Below are 16,285 nucleotides of genomic sequence, written 5' to 3'. Positions count from 1 at the left end.
GAGAGGGGGAATTAGGGAAAGGGCACTTCACACCGCGATCTGCGTGACCAGCGGCGTGTTCACTCCGGCGTCGGCGCGGCGGTAGGCGTCGATCGCCTCCGACCAGGGTTCGATGGTCAGGCCGCTGCCCATGGCTTCCTGATGGATGCTCTGTGCGACATAGCCGGCGTTGGGCAATGCTGTCAGCGGCACCGGGCCGCCAATGACCGGCCCGGCATCCTCACCCGCACCGCCGATCGTGAATCCGCCGGCCGATCCCGCCGCCGATTTCGCCCGCGTCGCCGTCGACTCGGCATCGGCGCGCCCGCTGCCTTGCAGGGCGTCGCCGGTCGCCTCGGTGCCGTCCTTGCCGCGCTTGCGCTCGTCCTCGCCGGGGACGCGGCGGATCGGCTGGACCGCCGCGGCATCGCTCGCCAGCATCTGACGCAGCTTCGCAAGGCCCGAACTGGGCATCGCGCTGGTCGGTGCGGGAAGGGCGGCCAGTCCGGACAAGGGGCGGTTACCTCAGAACAGCCAGGGGAGGAAGGAAGGCACAGTATCGCTCATCGGACGATCTTGCACCAACCTCCCACGCTTCGAAACAGGGTATGCGGCAAAGGTTCCGAAATATTTAAAATATCCCACAAATGTTGCGATCTTGCGACTCCGTGGCGCAGACGAAAGCTCGGCAGGATGGGTTGCGGCTGTTACAGTGGGGCGTTCGATTGCGGACACGCGTGACGATGCCCGCTTAACGATGGATGGCGTGCCGACCTTGCCAGCCCGGATCCCCGACCTGCCGACGAACCGTCTCCCTCCGGTCGACGCGCCCGGACCGGAGCCCCTGACCGGCGACGATCTGGCGGTGCTGGCGCTGGAGCAGATGGACCAGGGCGTGATGCTGGTCGATGCCAACCTTACGGTCCGCGTGATCAACCGCCGGCTCTACGAGATGTTCGACGTGCCGCAGGGCTTCATGCCCGGCGCCGATTATGGCCAGATCATCCAGTATCTCGCCCGCCGCGGCGAATACGGCCCCGGCGATCCTGACGCCGTCGCCAGCCGCCATCTGGACCGGGCGCGCCGGGCCGACCCGCCGCTCTATGAACACCGCCGCCCCAACGGCCGCGTGCTGGAGGTGCGGACCAGTCTGACCTCCGCCGGCGGCTTCGTCCGCACCTACTCCGACGTGACCGAGCGCCGGCGGGCGGAGGACGACCTTGCGATCCAGCGCCACATGCTGCGCCTGACGCTGGAGAATATGGGGCAGGGCATCGTCCTGCTCGACCGCGACCTGCACTACATCGCCTGGAACAGCAACGCGCTGGACATCCTGGGCGTGTCGGAGGAGGTGATGCGCGGCAACCCGGCGCTGTATGACGTGGTGCGTCACCAGATCGCCACCGGGCTGGTGGATTTGCCGGTCGGAGCGCCCGATTTCGGCGGCGATCTGGACGCCAAGACCCTCTATCTGATGGACCGCATCGGCCGGCCGGAGCGCGAGTTCGTCTATGCCCGCCCCCAGGGCGACGGCCGCTTCATCGAGGTGCGGGTGGTGCCGCTGCCGGACGGCGGACAGGTGCGGACCTTCACCGACATCACCGACCGCGTCATCGCCGACGAGGCGCTGCGCCAGAGCCGCGAGATCCTGACCGGGGTGATCGACGCCATCCCGGCGCTGATCGACGTGAAGGACCGCGACGGCACGGTGCGGCTGACCAACCGCTTCTACCGCGACACCTACGGCCCCGCCGCCGCCCCGCCGCCCGGTCCCGCGACCGACCGTGCCACGGCGCTGGACCGGCTGGTGGTGGACAGCGGCCAGGGCGTGCCCTTCCACGAGGACCGCGCCCCCGATGGCGATGGCGCGATCCGCGACTGGCTGACCACCAAGATGCCGCTGACCGACGAGGGCGGCGAGGTCACCCACATCGTCACCGTGGCGTTGGACATCACCGCGCGAAAGCGGGCGGAGGCCGAGCTGCGCGACGCCCAGGCCAGCCTGATCCAGGCGGAGAAGCTGGCCTCGCTGGCCCAGCTGGTCGCCGGCGTCGCCCATGAGGTGAACACCCCGATCGGCGTCACCCTGACCGCGATCTCCCATCTGGGCGAGGTGGTCGGCCGCATCCGCACCCTGTTCGAGGAGAACCGTATCCGCCGCAGCGATTTCCAGGAATTCCTCGACGTCGCCTGGGAATCGACGCGGATGATCCTGTCGAACGTCGAGCGCGCCACCAGCCTGATCCAGAGCTTCAAGCAGGTCGCCTCCGACCAGGCGAGCGGCGAGCGCCGCCCCTTCGACCTCGCCGCCTATGTCGACGAGATTCTGCTGAGCCTGCGCCCCCGCCTGCGCGGCACCCGGGTGACGGTGGAGCTGGACATCCCCGCCGGCCTGATCGTCGACGGCTATCCCGGTTCCTTCGCGCAGGTGCTGTCGAACCTGATCATCAACGCCCTGGTCCATGCGTTCGACGAGGGCGAGGCCGGCCGCATCCTGCTGTCCGCCCGCGAGGAGCCGGCCGGCTGGATCGAGATGCATTATGCCGACGACGGCAAGGGTGTCCCCGCCGACATCCGCCCCCGCATCTTCGAACCCTTCTTCACGACGAAGCGCGGCCTGGGCGCCAGCGGGCTGGGGCTCAGCATCTGCGCCAACATCATGACCGGCACCATGCGGGGCAGCATCGCGCTGGAGGATGGTGAGGGAAGGGGCACGCGGTTCCTGCTGCGCTTCCCGGTACGCCTCGACGTATGACGGCTGCCGGCCGGGCGAAGCATCCTTCGATTGCGCTTCTCCCGGCTGCGTCTTGCGGGATTGACGGAATTCCCGCCGGTCATCCCGCCAGCCCGGCAAATTTTGATACGATATTGCAAAGCATAGAAACTTATTTTCCTTGAGTGAGATTCTAAACAATCTGACGAATGCATTTTTTCATATAAAGATATGAGAGAAAATTACACGTTTTGAAAACAATACGTGCATCATGACACTGATGCATTGCGATCTTTCATATGGCAATGGACTCACCTTGATTATCCATAGTCCTATTGTTTAACAGTCTTTCTCCGAATCTCTGGTGAATTTTGGGGATTTGAAAGCCGTGCAGAGAGGCCGTCGTCATCGGAATGCTTGGATTGGCGCCCTCATGGCGACGTTCATCGTCTCCACCATGGTGCTTTGGACCTTTGTCTTCCATAACATCAGCACCTATCGCGATCTGGACCGGCAGGTTGCTGAAACCAATGCTCAGATGATGGCAAAGGCTTATCACGAATATCTTCTAAGAACGATTCGTCAGATCGATCAAGCCGCACAATTATTGAGGAACGAGTATGCGAAGGAACTGGGAGGTCTTAATTCAAGGTCGCAGGAATTATTTTCTGTACTCAGCCCGGATCTTCTGTTCCAGGTGGCGGTAATCGGCCGCGACGGTCGCCTTGCCTTCTCGAACCTGCAAAGGGTCACCGATGGGATCGATCTTTCCGATCGGGAGCATTTCCGTGTCCACCGGGAACGGGAAGGCGATTTCCTGTTCATCAGCAAGCCCCTGCTCGGCCGCGTGTCGCAGAAATGGTCGATCCAGTTCACCCGCAAGATCTTCAACGACCGGGGCGAGTTCGACGGGGTGATCGTTCTGTCGATCGATCCCTATCACCTTGGGCGCTTCTCGGAGTCGGTTTCCCTGGCCGGAAGGGACGTGATCGCGCTTCTGCGGCAGGATCGGACGTTGCTGTCCCGGGTGCTCGGCGGAAGCTACGACGAGCAGTATCTCGGCAAGGTTGTCGAGCCCCGGCCATACATGGACCCGCATGCTCCCGACTCCGGGGTATTCGAGGTGACCAGCTACATCGACGGCGTCCAGCGGATTGGCGGCTATCAGAAATTGCGGCCGTATGACCTGCTGGTCGTGGCCATGGTGGATCAGGAGGCGGCATTTGCCCGTTCCAGATCCGCGGCCCTGCTGGGCTACCTGATCGGCGTGGGCGGAACGGTCCTGCTGACGCTTGCCGCGCTGGCGACCCGCATCGCGATCAGGACGGTCTTCCGCGAATATGTGACCGTCAAGGCGATGAACGCCGAACTCAAGGCTGCCCACGAGGAATTGGCGGATGCCCATCGCGCATTGAAGCGGCGGGAGGAGGAACTGGTCGTTCTGGCCGAAACCGATCCATTGTGCCGGATCCCGAATCGCCGGCGGTTCATTGCGGTGGCGGAGAGCGAACTTGTCCGCCACCGCCGCTATGGGCGCGACCTGAGCATCGTCGTCCTGGATATCGACCATTTCAAAGTGGTCAACGACACCCATGGCCACACGGCCGGCGACGCCGTGCTGATCGGCGTCACCCGCGTGATCCGCAAGCGTTTGCGGGAAACCGATACCTTTGCCCGCATCGGCGGCGAGGAGTTCGCCATCGTCCTGCCGGAAACCGATGGAGGCGGTGCGTTCACTGTCGCGGAAAGCCTGCGGCAGGCGGTTGCGGAGACCCTGATCGATCTCGATGCCGGCCGTTCGGCGACCGTGACGATCAGCATCGGCATCGCCTGCCTGGACGAACGCCACACGTCGGTCAGCGACATTCTGAACCGGGCCGACAAGGCGCTCTACAGCGCCAAGGGCAGCGGCCGCAACCGGACGGTCCATGGCGAGGAATGCGGCCTGCGGATGTGACCGGGCATCGGAGTGCGATCGGTTCGGACGGAATCGTCTGAAGCGTGAATCGCACGGAAAATCAAAATCTTGGAGTCTGTCTGGTGCTTATTGAAGCACCAGACAGACTCCAAATTTCGTCCCTCATCCCGCGATCAGCTCCCTTCGCAGAATGCCTTGTTTGCGCCATGGGTCCCTGAAACCGGTGCGGCGTGGTCGTGAGGAAGGATAGAATCAGCTTCAACGCGCATCCATTGAACCCGTGTCCAGCGATTCCATTCCTCGCAATCCAGGGCAAGACCGATGTTCAGGCTGATTCCGTTGCGAAGCTGGGCTTTGGCATTCTGCGTTGCCGTCGCGGCCTTGCCGGGGACTGCCGCCACCCCCGCTTCCACCGATTCCGACGCGAGGCTGCGGGGGCTCGGCGATGCACAGGCGCGGATGTGGCATGCCGCCCTGAAGGCTTTGGACGAGACGGGACGGCGCAATCTGGCCGCCGCGCAGGACCAGTGGATCGAGCAGCTGGCGGCCGTCTGCAAACTGCCGCTCCGTGGAAGGCCGACGACCGAGGCCATCGCCGAAGCCGCCATTGGCGATTCCACCGCCTGCGTGGAGGATGGCCTGGAAACCCGCACCGCCGTTCTTCAGGAGATCGCGCTGGTGGGGCAGGGGGAGTACGGCGGCGGGGAGAGGGCGGATCGCCTCTGGGATGTCGGGCCCTACCGGCTGGTCCTGCGGCAGGTTCGCCGTGAGGATCTTGAACGGGATGTCCTGATCGTGCTGCGCGGAGGGACGTGGCTCCATTCACTCGACCAGCAGCATCTCGACGTCAACCCGCGGGGCTTCTTCGAGGATGTCGCCGACTGGGAGGCAGGGCGGGTGCCGTTCGAAGTGGGCCGGGATGTCCTGGGGCTGGGCGCGCCGGCCCTGGTCGTCAGCGGCTTCAGCGGCGGTGCCCATTGCTGTTTCGATCTGACGGTCCTGGTGCTGGGACCGGCATTCGCCGTCATGCCGACGATCGCCCTGCGCGACGGTGACGAGGTCAGGGTGACCCGTGCCGACGGCCACCCCGCCATCATCACCGTCCAGGATTTCAGCTTCGCCTATTGGCGGAGCAGCTTCGCGGACTCCTTCGCCCCGCGGGTGGTCCTCGGCTACGATCCCGTGCAGGCCCGCTACCGGGCCGACCCGGCGCTGATGGCCGCCCCGCTCGCCCCGGCGGAGCAGAGGACCGCCGAGGCGGGCCGTGCCCGCGAGGAGCATCGGCGGATGCTGGCAGCCATCGAGGCGGAGCGGCGCGCCGGCCATGCGGTTATCGACGAACAGGTGCCGGGTTCGACGACCACGGGCGTGCTCACGCTCATCTATGGCGGCCACTGGAACGAAGCGCGGGCCTTTCTGGCGGAGGCCTGGGCCGGCGGCCAGACGGCACGGGACGGCTACTGGTCGGAACTCACCGATTGCGTGCTTCGCCGCAGCCAGTTCTGGCCGGCGGTCGCGGCGCTGAACCGGCTCCCTGCCGCCGCCCCCGCCTGCCAGCCGCCGCCATGACGGCCGGCAGGTCCACGTCGCCTCAACCTCAACCCCTCACTCCGCCGCCAGCGGCTGCGGGGCAGCGACCGGGGCGCGGAACGCCTCCAGCAGCTTGGCTTCCTTCGCCTTCGCCACCGACACGTTGCGGGCCTTCACCGGGCCGTAGCCGCGCATCTCCATCGGCAGCTTGGCGATCTCCACCGCCAGTTCCAGACGCTCGGCCGTCAGGCCGTTCAGCAGTTCGCCCACCACCGCCTCATAGTCGGCGATCAGCTGGCGTTCCTGGCGGCGCTCGGCGGTGCGGCCGAACGGGTCGAGCCGGGTGCCGCGCAGGCGCTTGCCCTTGGCCAGCAGGCGCAGCACCGGCAGCATCCACGGACCGAAGCTCTTCTTCTTCGGTTCGCCGCCGTCCTCCCCGGCCTCGCCCATCACCGGCGGGGCCATGTGGAAGGTCAGCTTCCAGTCGCCTTCGAACATGCGCTGGACATTCTCGACGAAGCCGCTGTCGGTGTAGAGCCGCGCCACCTCGTATTCGTCCTTGTAGGCCATCAGCTTGAAGTGGGCGCGGGCGACCGCCTCGGTCAGCGCGGTGGAGCCGGGGACCTTCTGCTGCTCCGTCCGGCGGGTCCAGTCGACCAGCGCGTGGTAGCGGGCGGCATAGGCGGCGTCCTGGTAATCGACCAGGAAGCGGCGGCGGCGCTCGATCACCTCGTCCAGGCTGCCGGATTGGCGGCGCTGGTCGAGCAGCAGCGACGGCGCGGCCTGCACCGGCTCCTGCGGCTTCGCGGCGGCTTCGACGGCAGCCAGATCGACGGCGGCGCGGCGGCCCCACTGGAAGGCGTCGAGGTTCAGCTTGACCGACACGCCGTTCAGCTCGATGGCCTTCAGGATCGACTCCTCGCTCAGCGGGATCAAACCCTTCTGCCAGGCGTAGCCCATCAGGAACGGGTTGGCGTACAGGCTGTCGCCCAGGAGCGCGGTGGCGAGCTTGGTCGCGTCGAAGGCATCGACATTCGCCTCGCCGCCGCAGGCCTTCTTGATGTCGCCCACGAGGTCGCGGACCGGGATCACCATGTCCGGCTTCTTGATGAAGTCGGCGGTGATGCTGTCATGGGTGTTGATGACGGCGCGGGTGCGGCCGGCAGTCATCTTCGACAGGCCGTCGCCCGCCGCCGCGACGATCAGGTCGCAACCCAGCACCGCGTCGGCCCCGCCGGCGGCGATGCGGACGGAGTGGATGTCCTCCGGCGTGTTGGCGATGCGGATGTGGCTGGTGACGGCACCACCCTTCTGCGCCAGCCCGGTCATGTCGAGCACGCCGACACCCTTGCCCTCGATATGGGCGGCCATGCCCAGCAGCGCGCCGATGGTGACGACGCCGGTGCCGCCGACGCCGGTGACATACAGGCTCCAGGTCTTGTCGAAGGCCGGGACGACGGGTGCGGGCAGGGCGGTGGCGTCGGCGGCCTTCGCGGCGGCCGGCTTCGGCTTGCGCAGCTGGCCGCCTTCCACCGTCACGAAGCTGGGGCAGAAGCCCTTGGTGCAGGAATAATCCTTGTTGCAGCTGGACTGGTCGATCTGGCGCTTGCGGCCGAACTCGGTCTCCTGCGGGATCACCGACACGCAGGACGACTTGGCCGAGCAGTCACCGCAGCCCTCGCAGACCAGCTCGTTGATGACCACGCGCTTGGCCGGATCGACCATCTTGCCGCGCTTGCGGCGGCGGCGCTTTTCGGTGGCGCAGGTCTGGTCATAGATCAGGACGCTGACGCCGGGGACCTCGCGCATCTCCTTCTGCACGCGGTCCAGATCGTCGCGATGCTCGACGGTGGTGAATTGCGGCAGGCCGTTGCCGATGCCGTACTTCTCCGGCTCGTCGCTGACGACGGTGATGCGCTGCACGCCCTCCGCCCGCAGGACATGGGCGATCGACTGCACGGTCAGCGAGCCGTCGAAGGGCTGGCCGCCGGTCATGGCGACCGCGTCGTTGAACAGGATCTTGTAGGTGATGTTCACCTTGGCGGCGATGGCCTGCCGGATCGCCAGGATGCCGGAATGGAAATAGGTGCCGTCGCCCAGGTTGGCGAAGATGTGCTTCTCGTCGGTGAAGGCGGCCTGACCGACCCACGGCACGCCTTCGCCGCCCATCTGGGTGAAGGTGTCGGTCGAACGGTCGAGCCACGTCGCCATGTAATGGCAGCCGATGCCGCCCAGCGCCCGGCTTCCCTCCGGCACGACGGTGGAGGTGTTGTGCGGGCAGCCGGAACAGAAGGTCGGCTTGCGCACCACACGCGCCACATGGGCCTTCTGCTTCTCCTGCGCATCGAGGAAGGCGATGCGGCGGGCGAGGTTCTCGTTCTCGATGAAGCGTTGCAGGCGGCGGCCGATCACCACGGCGATCTGCGCCGGGGTCAACTCGCCGGCGCTCGGCAGGATCCACTCGCCCTGCTCGTCGAACTTGCCGACCACCTTCGGGCGGACGTCGGGGTTCCAGTTGTAGAGCTGTTCCTTCAGCTGGTTCTCGATGACCGCGCGCTTCTCCTCGACCACGACGATCTCTTCCAGCCCCTCGGCGAAGTGGCGGACGCCATCGCGCTCCAGCGGCCAGGGCATGCCGACCTTGTAGACGGTGATGCCCCAGTCGGCGGCCATCTCCTCGCTGATGCCCAGCTCGTCGAAGGCCTGACGGACGTCGAGATAGCTCTTGCCGGTGGTGACGATGCCGAAGCGTGGACGCGGGCTTTCCATCACCACCTTGTCCAGCTTGTTGGCACGCGCGAACGCCAGGGCGGCGTACAGCTTGTGCTTCATCAGCCGGTATTCCTGCTCCAGCGGCGGGTCGGGCCAGCGGATGTTCAGGCCGCCCGGCGGCAGCGCGAAGTCGGTGGGGATGACCGGCGCCACGCGGTGCGGGTCGATATAGACCGACGCCGAGGTGTCCACCGTCTCCGCGATCGTCTTCATGGCGATCCAGCAGCCGGAATAGCGGCTCATCTGCCAGCCGATCAGGCCGTAATCCAGGATCTCCTGCACCCCCGACGGGTTCAGCACCGGGATCATCGCATGCATGTAGGCGTGTTCGGACTGGTGCGGGAAGGTGGAGGATTTGCAGTTGTGGTCGTCGCCGGTCAGCACCAGCACGCCGCCATGCTTCGACGTACCCGCCGCATTGGCGTGCTTGAACACGTCGCCGGAACGGTCGACGCCGGGACCCTTGCCGTACCACATGGCGAAGACGCCGTCATATTTGGCGCCCTTGAACATGCCGACCTGCTGGCTGCCCCAGACGGCGGTGGCGCCCAGCTCCTCGTTCACGCCGGGCTGGAACCGGATATGGTTCTTTTCCAGGAACTTGCGGGCGTTCCACAAATTCTGGTCGAAGCCTCCCAGCGGCGAGCCGCGATAGCCGGAAATGAAGCAGCCGGTGTTCAGCCCGGCGGCGAGGTCGCGCTGGCGCTGCATCATCGGCAGGCGCACCAGCGCCTGGGTGCCGGTCAGGTAAACACGGCCCTGTTCGAGCGCGTACTTGTCTTCGAGCGAGACAGTTGCGAGCGCCATTCTTCATTCCCTCCCATCGATCGGCAGCCTGGCAAGCTCCGGTACGGAGTGCTGGGGAACCGATTTGTTCGCTGGGCAAAAAGGTAATGAAGGCTGTCTTATATCGCAACGGCTGCTGCCGTCCGTCCTGCAAAAAGCAAGGAACGGCGCGGCAACCGCCGGTCTTCCGTAACGGAGCGTATGGAATGCCCTGCCTTGCGGAAATTCCCTCTCCGCTCCCCTCTCGCCCAGACCGTCTCCAGACGATATGGGGGCGGACTCAGCGTCCCGTCAGGGGGGACTTGCCCGGAGGGGTCGGGCCGCCGCCCTCCGGCCAGCTGCCGAAATCGCTGTGCCCGCGGGCAGCCAGCGTGCGGACGCTGGCGCGCAGCGTGCGGATCAGGCACAGCGCCACTGCCATCGACTGGGTGCTGCCATCCGATCCCGCCAGCCAGCGCAGGGCGGCGGCATGGGCCTGGAGCGCATCGACATAGCCTTCGATGTCCGGCTCCACCCAGGTGACGCAGGTGGACAGCGACGCGGCGATGGACGTTGCGGCGGAATCGCCGGCGGTGGCGATCTGCAAGTCGGACAGGGCATGGCGCAGCCGGCTGCCGATCGGGTCCGGCCGGTCGATCGCCGCCTCCAGCTTGTCGAGCGCCAGCAGCAGCCGCACCCGTTTCGGATCCTCGCTGCGCATGGCGGCGGCGCTGCGGTCGGGCGGCATGGCGGAGGTCTGGGCAACGGTCGGCGGAACGGGAGGGGGCAGTTGTGCCGCATTGCCGATCGCCGGACGCGGCGCCGCCGATCGGGGGGAGGGTAAGGCAGCGGCGGAGGCGCTGCCGGGATCGGCCGGGCGATTGGCCGGCTGATCGGCTGGACGCGTGGAGTCGCCGCGGGTTTCCGCACCGCCGGTCCGGACGGTGCCGTCGCGGCGGTTCAGCACCGCGTCGATGCGGCGGGCGAGCGTGGCGGCCGGCACCGGCTTGGCCAGCACGGAATCGGCGCCGGCATCCCAGGCGCTGCGCACGGTGGCGAGATCGGCGTTGGCGGTCAGCACGATGATCGGCATGGTCGGCCGCAGGCTGCCCGGCGACTGGCGGATCCACTGGATCAGCTGCGCGCCGCCCACCGGCTCCATCACCCAGTCGGTCACCATCAGGTCGAAGACCTCGCGCCGCAGCGCGTCCTTGGCCTCCTGCCCGCTGCCGACCGCGGTGATCTGGCCGACCCCCCACAGTCCCAGCATGTCCTTCAACGCCCGCTGCAACAGCGGATTGTCGTCGACAATCAGGATCTTGATGGGGGAGGCGGGGCGCTTCGTCATGGAGTGGTTCCGATGATGCGACTGTGTCTGTCCCGATATCCGCCTCGACGGCCCGCTTTTCATGGAAGGGGACGGGTAAGCGCCCATTGAGACAGCCCATGCACCGTTGGGTGGGCCGGGTTATCCGTGCCGCCGTTCGAAAGGGTAGCCCGCCCGTCCCGCCACCTCTTTCGATACGCCAGAGGTGGGATTTACACATATCAGAAAACTCTGATGGTGATGGACGCCCCAGCCCGTCCCTCCTATGATCTTCCCCTAATCGATGGGAAGGGGTGGTGCGATGGGTGGCGGTTGCGGTGGCGGATCCTGTGGCGGCGGGTCATCCCGTCTCTCCGGCGGGTCGGGTGATCTCAATCACACCATGCGGATGGCGATGGTGGTGAACGGGCTGCTCGGCGCCCTGCTGCTCGCCACCGCCAACGCGACGCAGGCGGTCACCCTGTGGGCTGCGGCCCTGCTGATGCTGAACCACGCCGCCGGCCATGCGGTGACGCTGGTCGGGCTCGGCCGTCGGCCGGACTGGCACGCGCGCCTGTCGATGCTGCAAGGGGCGGCGCTGGCTGCCGCCGCGCTGGCGCTGGTGGTGACGGCGGGGCGCAGCATCGCCGTCATGGCGATCCCCGACGTGCCGCTCGCCAGCCTCGCCCTGCTGCTGGCGGTCGGCGTGACGGTGGCGACCGCGACCCTGCTGTTCGCCGGCCGCCGCGGCACGCTCACCCTGCGGGCGATCTGGCTGTGTTCCCGCAAGGACGTGCTGCCGCTCGGCGCCGGTCTGGTCGGTCTGGGCGCGAGCTGGCTTCTGCTCGACGGCGCGCCCGATGCGCTGGCCGGGGCCGGGGTGGCGGCCTTTCTGCTGCCGGCGGCCTGGGGACTGCTGCGCGGCGGTGTAGGGGGGCAGAGGGTCAGGAATTAAGAAACGCCCTGACCGCCTCCACCCTCAACCTCACGACCGCTGGCGCAACCGCTCCAGCAGCGCCTTGGTGGCGAAGCCGTCCGGGATCTCCCCGACCGACGCCTGGAAGCGCCGCACGGCGTTGCGGGTGTTCGCCCCGACGATGCCGTCGGCCGCACCCGGCTCCAGCCCCAGCGCCGCCAGCCGCTGTTGCAGGTCGACGCGCTCGTCCTTGCTCAGCGCCTGTTCCTCGCGCGGCCAGCTGCCGCGGACGCCGGGCTTGCCGGTCATGCGGTCGGCCAGCATGGCGACGGCCAGCGAATAGCTGGTCGACGGATTGTAGCGCATGATCGCGCGGAAATTGTCGCGCACCAGGAAGGCCGGCCCGCGATGTCCAGCCAGCACCAGGATCGAGGCCGTCCCCTCTCCGCCCAGATCGCCGCCATCCAGCGGACGCACGCCCAGCCGGCGCCATTCCGACAGCGGCTTGGTGATGCTCAGCTCGGCCTGGTCATAGGGGAAGCCGTCGGGCAGCTGCACCTCCTGCCCCCAGGACTCGCCCGGCCGCCAGCCATTGGCCAGCACGAACTTGGCGGTGGAGGCCAGCACGTCGGGCATGCTGCCCCAGATGTCGCGATGGCCGTCATTGTCCTCGTCCACCGCGTTGCGCAGGAAGACGGTCGGCATGAACTGGGTCTGGCCCATGGCGCCGGCCCAGGAGCCGGTCATCCGCTCCGGCGCGATGTCGCCGGACTCGAGGATGCGCAGGGCGGCCAGCAGTTCGGACCGGAAATAGGCGGCGCGGCGGCCCTCGAAGGCCAGCGTCGTCAGCGCGTCGATGACCGAGAAGTTGCCGGTCGACTTGCCGAAGTCCGATTCCACCCCCCAGAAGGCAACCAGGATCTCTCCCGGCACGCCGGTGCGGCGGGTGATGCGGGAAAGCAACGCCGCATGCTCCTGCAACTTCTGACGGCCGTCCTGGACGCGCTTTTCATTCACGGCGCTGTCCAAATACTGCCACACTTGCCGGGTGAACTCGGGCTGGGCGCCATCCAGTTCGACGACGCGGTCGGACAGCTTCACCCGCTGAAAGGCGCGGTCGAAGGTCTGCGGACGGATGCCCTGGCTCAGCGCCTCGACACGCAGCGCCGCCAGCCATTCGGGGAAGGAGGCGGGCTGCTGCGCCACGGGCTGCACGGGTGCCGACGCGGCGGGGGCCGCGGCGCCGGTGGCAACCGGGGCGGTGGCGCCGGTGCTCTGGCAGCCGGCCATCAGCAGGGTGGCGAGAAGGAGGCGGGCGGGATGACGGAACGGGACTCGCATGCGCTCGACCGTGATCGGAAGGGAAGCCGGGCCGTGACCCTAAGGCGCCCGGCCCTGCCGCTCAACCGGCAAATGGGCAGCCCTGGGGTGGAAACCCCTATTGCGGGGGGCATACGCTTGCAGCGCCGCCGGACCGGTCCATATCAAATTTCAATGCAACGCTTTCGCAATTCCCGTCCGGCGGGTCTCCGTTCTCCGGCGCCGCCCCCGGCGGAATTCATGCCCGGCGGAGCCGGCGGGACGGGAGCGGAAGCCGGAACACCGCCTTCCTCAATCGCGTTGATCTGGAGGCACTTCGTTGAAGAAGCCGCCTCCTGCCACGGAACGCCAAGGGTGCCGACGCCATGAAAATCGTGATCTTCGGCTTGACCAATGGGTATCGCCAGGATGGCGGGCACAGCATGCGCTGGCGCGCGCTGATCCACGGGCTGGCGATCCGCGGCCATCGCGTCGTCGCGATCGAGCGCGCCGGTCCCGGTCCCGTCACCCCCTGGACCATCCCCGGCGGCGACGTGCTGTCCTACGGCGCCTGGGACGACGTGGCGGTGGAGGCCGCCGCCCAGGCCGACGATGCCGGGGTGGCGCTGGTGGTGGCGCAGGGGCCGGACGCCCGTCCCGCCGCCGACCTCGTCCGCCAGTCCAGGACGCCGCGCCGCGTGCTCTACGATCCCGAAGCCGCGGTCAGCCTGACCGCGCTGGAGGCGGGGGAGGCGGTGGACCATCTGCCGGCCGACGGGTTGGCCGGCTTCGACATGGTGCTGGCGTCCTGCGGCGGACCGGCGCTGGACCGCTACCGCGCCAAGGCCGGGGCGGAATCGGTGGCGCCGCTCTATCCCTGGATCGTGCCGGAGATCGACAAGCCCGGCGACTTCAAGCGCGAGTATCTCGGCGACCTCTGCTGCATCGTCGGCGGGCCGGACGGCATCCGCGAGGGGCTGGACCGCTTCTTCATCGACCCGGCCCAGCGGCTGACCCGCCGGCGCTTCGTGCTGGTCGGCGCCGGTCTGCCGGACGGCGTGCCGCGTGCCTCCAACATCCTGACCTTCCCCGATCTCGATCCGGCGCATCGTCCCGACGTGCTGGCCTCGGCCAGCCTTGCGCTGACGCTGGCCCGCGACGACGAGCGCAGGATCGGCTGGTGCCCGTCCGACCGCCTGTTCCTGGCCGCCGCCTGCGGTTCCGCCATCGTCGCCGACCAGTGGGAGGGGCTGGACAGCTTCTTCGAACCCGGCCGCGAGATTCTGGTGGCTGCCCAGACCGACGACGTCACCACGGCGATGATGCTGCCGCGCAACCACCTGACCGACCTCGGCCGCCGCGCGCGCAAGCGGGTGCTGGCCGAGCACAGCGCCGAACGCCGCGTGCAGGAACTGCGCAGCCTCCTCGACCTGAAGGGCGGCGGCGACGACTGACGGCATCGCACTTCAACGGGGATGCGCGATCGCGGGGAGCGGGCTATGGTCCGCTCCCCGTTTCGTTTCGCCTTGTTTTGAGGGAGCCTGCCGCCGATGCCGACCGTCACCATCCGCTCCGCCGTCGAGGAGGATTGCACCACCATCCTGCGCTTCGTCCGCGAACTGGCGGAGTTCGAGCGCGAGGCCGATTCGGTCAAGGCGACCGAGGCGGATTTCCGCCGCGACGGCTGGGGGCCGCATCCGGTGTTCGAGGCGTTGATTGCGGAGCTGGACGGCACGCCAGTCGGATTCGCGCTGACCTTCCGCAACTTCTCCACCTGGGAAGGACGGCCGGGCCTCTATGTCGAGGACCTCTACGTCACGCCGGACGCCCGGCGCTGGGGCGTCGGCCGCAAGCTGCTGGTCGCGGTGGCGCAACGCGCGGTGGAGCGCGGCTATCGCCGGGTGGATCTGAATGTTCTGGACTGGAACCCGGCGCGTGAATTCTACGACCGGGTCGGGTTCCGCCAGATGAAGGAATGGCTTCCCTATCGCCTGACCGGACACGCCCTGCTGGAACTGGCGGCTGCGGCACTTCCAGTGGAGGGGCCGGCGGGGGGGCCGGCGGAGGGATCGTCCGGGAAGTAGCAGGAAACGGGATCAGACGGCGCGGTTCAGCGCGATCGCGCCAATGATCTCGGCATAGTCGGCGCGTTCGTTGCGCAGGTTGGACAGAAGATCGACCAGGCTGTCGCGAACGAAGGCATCGTCCTGCTCGACGATGGTGTCTTGCGTCAGCCGGATGAATTGGTCGAGAAGCGCGATATGGGCCACGGATGACGCATTGATCTTCTTCGAGTTGACGGCGCCGATCATGTAAATCTCCCTTGGCCTGAGCATTCCCGATGAGCTCATGAAGCCATCGGGCCAGTTAAAGACTTCCTAACAAGACTATGCGGCAGGTAGTATCTTCAGGGGTACTTCCGATCTATGGTCTGGTCTCCCAAGATCGCCCCGAAGAGTTACCCCGAACGCCTAGGGCGGCGTCCTGAAACCTGCGGCAATGCGTCAGCGTCGGATGTCCCGGCGGGTAGCATGCATGATGACAACGCGCGTCGCTATGTCCGGTTGCTCAGACCGCCCGAGGGAATTGGAGGGAGTGACTACCAAAGGGTGCAGTCCGGCCAACCCGGTTGGGCAACCGCAACCCCCTGAAAATGCTTATTCCCGGAAAAGTCGGTCAGGCGGCGCGGCGGGCGGCGATGCGGTCGCGGGCATCGGCGCGTTCCAGGGCGCGAGCGATCAGATCATCGAACAGCCCGCCGATGGGCGCGTCCAGGACCGCCGCGCGGCCGGCCAGCATCGGGCCTTCCATCAGCAGGGAGCCTTCCTCGCCGGGGCCGAGAACGCGCCAGCCGCGGCTCTTCATCTCCGCAACGCGCGTCCGGGCAATGAAGGCGCGGACATGGTCGTGTGCCAGATCGTCCATTCTGTTCCCCCAATCGCTGTCGATAACCGCCGGCCTTGCGGCGGATCGTTCGGAAAAGCGTACGGAAGAAATACGAACACAACAAGAACAAATTCGAGGGAAGAGCCAGGATTTCCGCCGAGTCGCCCAAGCTCCCGCTTGGACCGTAGCCCTGGCCTGCGT

12 protein-coding genes are annotated in these 16,285 nt (G+C 67.2%); 6 read left to right on the top strand and 6 right to left on the bottom strand.

The features are described 5' to 3' along the window. Positions 1-27: 27 nt before the first annotated feature. Positions 28-492 carry a hypothetical protein gene (locus J2848_RS05300; RefSeq protein ID WP_246193698.1) on the bottom strand — a complete coding sequence of 155 codons (465 nt, stop codon included), beginning with the start codon at positions 490-492 and terminating at the stop codon, positions 28-30. A gap of 253 nt (positions 493-745) precedes the next feature. Between J2848_RS05300 and J2848_RS05295 the strand changes: the two genes are divergently transcribed. The 3 genes from J2848_RS05295 (at position 746) to J2848_RS05285 (ending at position 6,179) form a co-directional block, all read left to right on the top strand. Next, complete coding sequence (locus tag J2848_RS05295) at positions 746-2,734, top strand: PAS-domain containing protein (protein WP_246193699.1); 1,989 nt, start codon at positions 746-748, stop codon at positions 2,732-2,734. A gap of 391 nt (positions 2,735-3,125) precedes the next feature. Then, entirely contained in the window at positions 3,126-4,649 is a 1,524-nt protein-coding gene (locus tag J2848_RS05290) for a sensor domain-containing diguanylate cyclase (protein WP_149230130.1), read from the top strand. Between the two features lie 282 nt (positions 4,650-4,931). Continuing rightward, positions 4,932-6,179 carry a hypothetical protein gene (locus J2848_RS05285; protein WP_149230131.1) on the top strand — a complete coding sequence of 416 codons (1,248 nt, stop codon included), beginning with the start codon at positions 4,932-4,934 and terminating at the stop codon, positions 6,177-6,179. A 36-nt stretch (positions 6,180-6,215) separates the two neighbouring features. Here J2848_RS05285 and J2848_RS05280 read toward each other — a convergent pair whose 3' ends face one another. Both J2848_RS05280 and J2848_RS05275 read right to left on the bottom strand, forming a co-directional pair. After that, positions 6,216-9,719 carry an indolepyruvate ferredoxin oxidoreductase family protein gene (locus J2848_RS05280; protein WP_149230132.1) on the bottom strand — a complete coding sequence of 1,168 codons (3,504 nt, stop codon included), beginning with the start codon at positions 9,717-9,719 and terminating at the stop codon, positions 6,216-6,218. A 259-nt stretch (positions 9,720-9,978) separates the two neighbouring features. Continuing rightward, complete coding sequence (locus tag J2848_RS05275; RefSeq protein ID WP_149230133.1) at positions 9,979-11,025, bottom strand: response regulator; 1,047 nt, start codon at positions 11,023-11,025, stop codon at positions 9,979-9,981. 361 nt (positions 11,026-11,386) lie between these two features. Here J2848_RS05275 and J2848_RS05270 point away from each other — a divergent pair, with 361 nt between their 5' ends. Further along, a complete protein-coding gene (locus tag J2848_RS05270) occupies positions 11,387-11,938 on the top strand; it encodes a cation diffusion facilitator family transporter (protein WP_246193700.1) in 552 nt (183 codons plus the stop codon). Between the two features lie 30 nt (positions 11,939-11,968). Here J2848_RS05270 and J2848_RS05265 read toward each other — a convergent pair whose 3' ends face one another. Continuing rightward, positions 11,969-13,240, bottom strand: a complete 1,272-nt coding sequence (locus tag J2848_RS05265; RefSeq protein ID WP_149230135.1) for a lytic murein transglycosylase — start codon at positions 13,238-13,240, stop codon at positions 11,969-11,971. 344 nt (positions 13,241-13,584) lie between these two features. On the opposite strand from J2848_RS05265, the gene J2848_RS05260 reads away from it, so the two are divergent. Together J2848_RS05260 and J2848_RS05255 are read left to right on the top strand one after the other, a co-directional pair. Then, entirely contained in the window at positions 13,585-14,652 is a 1,068-nt protein-coding gene (locus tag J2848_RS05260; RefSeq protein WP_149230136.1) for a CgeB family protein, read from the top strand. A gap of 96 nt (positions 14,653-14,748) precedes the next feature. Beyond that, positions 14,749-15,282 carry a GNAT family N-acetyltransferase gene (locus J2848_RS05255; RefSeq protein WP_149230137.1) on the top strand — a complete coding sequence of 178 codons (534 nt, stop codon included), beginning with the start codon at positions 14,749-14,751 and terminating at the stop codon, positions 15,280-15,282. 12 nt (positions 15,283-15,294) lie between these two features. On the opposite strand, the gene J2848_RS05250 is transcribed toward J2848_RS05255, so the two are convergent. After that, entirely contained in the window at positions 15,295-15,510 is a 216-nt protein-coding gene (locus tag J2848_RS05250) for a hypothetical protein (RefSeq protein ID WP_149230138.1), read from the bottom strand. A gap of 364 nt (positions 15,511-15,874) precedes the next feature. After that, a complete protein-coding gene (locus J2848_RS05245) occupies positions 15,875-16,123 on the bottom strand; it encodes a hypothetical protein (protein ID WP_149230139.1) in 249 nt (82 codons plus the stop codon). Positions 16,124-16,285 lie beyond the last annotated feature (162 nt).

Origin of the sequence: Azospirillum lipoferum, assembly GCF_024170005.1 — a bacterium.
Lineage (GTDB): Bacteria > Pseudomonadota > Alphaproteobacteria > Azospirillales > Azospirillaceae > Azospirillum > Azospirillum lipoferum.
This window is presented reverse-complemented; position numbering and strand designations above follow the sequence as displayed.